Annotated in this window: 1 rRNA gene; it reads left to right on the forward strand. The window is 53.3% G+C overall.

The features are described from left to right. Nucleotides 1–2,567 (forward strand): 23S ribosomal RNA (locus AC25Y5_RS18880); the annotation flags it as partial.

Below are 2,567 nucleotides of genomic sequence, written 5' to 3' on the forward strand. Positions count from 1 at the left end.
AGCGGGTAAAAGCCCCGTAGTCGAAAGTCCATTCTCTCCAGAGTGTATCCTGAGTACGGCGGAACACGTGAAATTCCGTCGGAATCCGGGAGGACCATCTCCCAAGGCTAAATACTCCCTAGTGACCGATAGTGAACCAGTACCGTGAGGGAAAGGTGAAAAGCACCCCGGAAGGGGAGTGAAATAGATCCTGAAACCATGTGCCTACAAGTTGTCAGAGCCCGTTAATGGGTGATGGCGTGCCTTTTGTAGAATGAACCGGCGAGTTACGATTCCATGCAAGGTTAAGCAGTGAATGCGGAGCCGCAGCGAAAGCGAGTCTGAATAGGGCGTCAGAGTATGGGGTCGTAGACCCGAAACCAGGTGATCTACCCATGTCCAGGGTGAAGGTAAGGTAACACTTACTGGAGGCCCGAACCCACGTACGTTGAAAAGTGCGGGGATGAGGTGTGGGTAGCGGTGAAATTCCAATCGAACCTGGAGATAGCTGGTTCTCTCCGAAATAGCTTTAGGGCTAGCCTCAAACTTAAGAATCTCGGAGGTAGAGCACTGTTTGGACTAGGGGCCCATCCCGGGTTACCGAATTCAGACAAACTCCGAATGCCGATGATTTATGTTTGGGAGTCAGACTGTGGGTGATAAGATCCATAGTCGAGAGGGAAACAGCCCAGACCACCAGTTAAGGTCCCCAAGTATTCGTTAAGTGGAAAAGGATGTGGCGTTGCCCAGACAACCAGGATGTTGGCTTAGAAGCAGCCATCATTTAAAGAGTGCGTAATAGCTCACTGGTCGAGTGGCGCTGCGCCGAAAATGTACCGGGGCTAAACGAATCACCGAAACTGTGGATTGACATCTTTGATGTCAGTGGTAGGAGAGCGTTCCAAGGGCGTCGAAGCTAGACCGTAAGGACTGGTGGAGCGCTTGGAAGTGAGAATGCCGGTATGAGTAGCGAAAGAAGGGTGAGAATCCCTTCCACCGAATGCCCAAGGTTTCCTGAGGAAGGCTCGTCCGCTCAGGGTTAGTCAGGACCTAAGTTGAGGCCGAAAGGCGTAGACGATGGACAACAGGTTGATATTCCTGTACCACCTCCCCGCCGTTTGAGCAATGGGGTGACGCAGTAGGATAGGGTGAGCGCGCTGTTGGTTATGCGCGTCTAAGCAGTGAGGTGTGGAATGAGGCAAATCCCATTCCTATAACATTGAGCTGTGATAGCAAGGGGATTTATCCCTGAGTCCCTGATTTCACGCTGCCAAGAAAAGCCTCTAGCGAGGCGGGAGGTGCCTGTACCGCAAACCGACACAGGTAGGCGAGGAGAGAATCCTAAGGTGATCGAGAGAACTCTCGTTAAGGAACTCGGCAAAATGACCCCGTAACTTCGGGAGAAGGGGTGCTCTGGTAGGGTGTTAAAGCCCGAGAGAGCCGCAGTGAATAGGCCCAGGCGACTGTTTAGCAAAAACACAGGTCTCTGCAAAACCGCAAGGTGAAGTATAGGGGCTGACGCCTGCCCGGTGCTGGAAGGTTAAGAGGAGAGGTCAGCGCAAGCGAAGCTTCGAATTGAAGCCCCAGTAAACGGCGGCCGTAACTATAACGGTCCTAAGGTAGCGAAATTCCTTGTCGGGTAAGTTCCGACCCGCACGAAAGGCGTAACGATCTGGGCACTGTCTCAACGAGAGACTCGGTGAAATTATAATACCTGTGAAGATGCAGGTTACCCGCGACAGGACGGAAAGACCCCGTGGAGCTTTACTGTAACCTGATATTGAATTCCGGTGCAGCCTGTACAGGATAGGTAGGAGCCTTGGACTCCGGAGCGCTAGCTTCGGATGAGGCGTTGGTGGGATACTACCCTGGCTGTATTGGACTTCTAACCCATGCCCCTTATCGGGGCAGGAGACAGTGTCAGGCGGGCAGTTTGACTGGGGCGGTCGCCTCCTAAAGAGTAACGGAGGCGCCCAAAGGTTCCCTCAGAATGGTTGGACATCATTCGTAGAGTGCAAAGGCATAAGGGAGCTTGACTGCGAGACCTACAAGTCGAGCAGGGTCGAAAGACGGGCTTAGTGATCCGGTGGTTCCGCATGGAAGGGCCATCGCTCAACGGATAAAAGCTACCCCGGGGATAACAGGCTTATCTCCCCCAAGAGTCCACATCGACGGGGAGGTTTGGCACCTCGATGTCGGCTCATCGCATCCTGGGGCTGTAGTCGGTCCCAAGGGTTGGGCTGTTCGCCCATTAAAGCGGTACGCGAGCTGGGTTCAGAACGTCGTGAGACAGTTCGGTCCCTATCCGTCGCGGGCGCAGGAAATTTGAGAGGAGCTGTCCTTAGTACGAGAGGACCGGGATGGACATACCTCTGGTGTACCAGTTGTCTTGCCAAAGGCATCGCTGGGTAGCTATGTATGGACGGGATAAATGCTGAAAGCATCTAAGCATGAAGCCCCCCTCGAGATGAGATTTCCCATTACGCAAGTAAGTAAGATCCCTCAAAGAAGATGAGGTTGATAGGTCTGGGGTGGAAGCACGGCGACGTGTGGAGCTGACGGATACTAATCGATCGAGGACTTAACCA

Source organism: Sporosarcina sp. Y1011 (genome assembly GCF_057669885.1).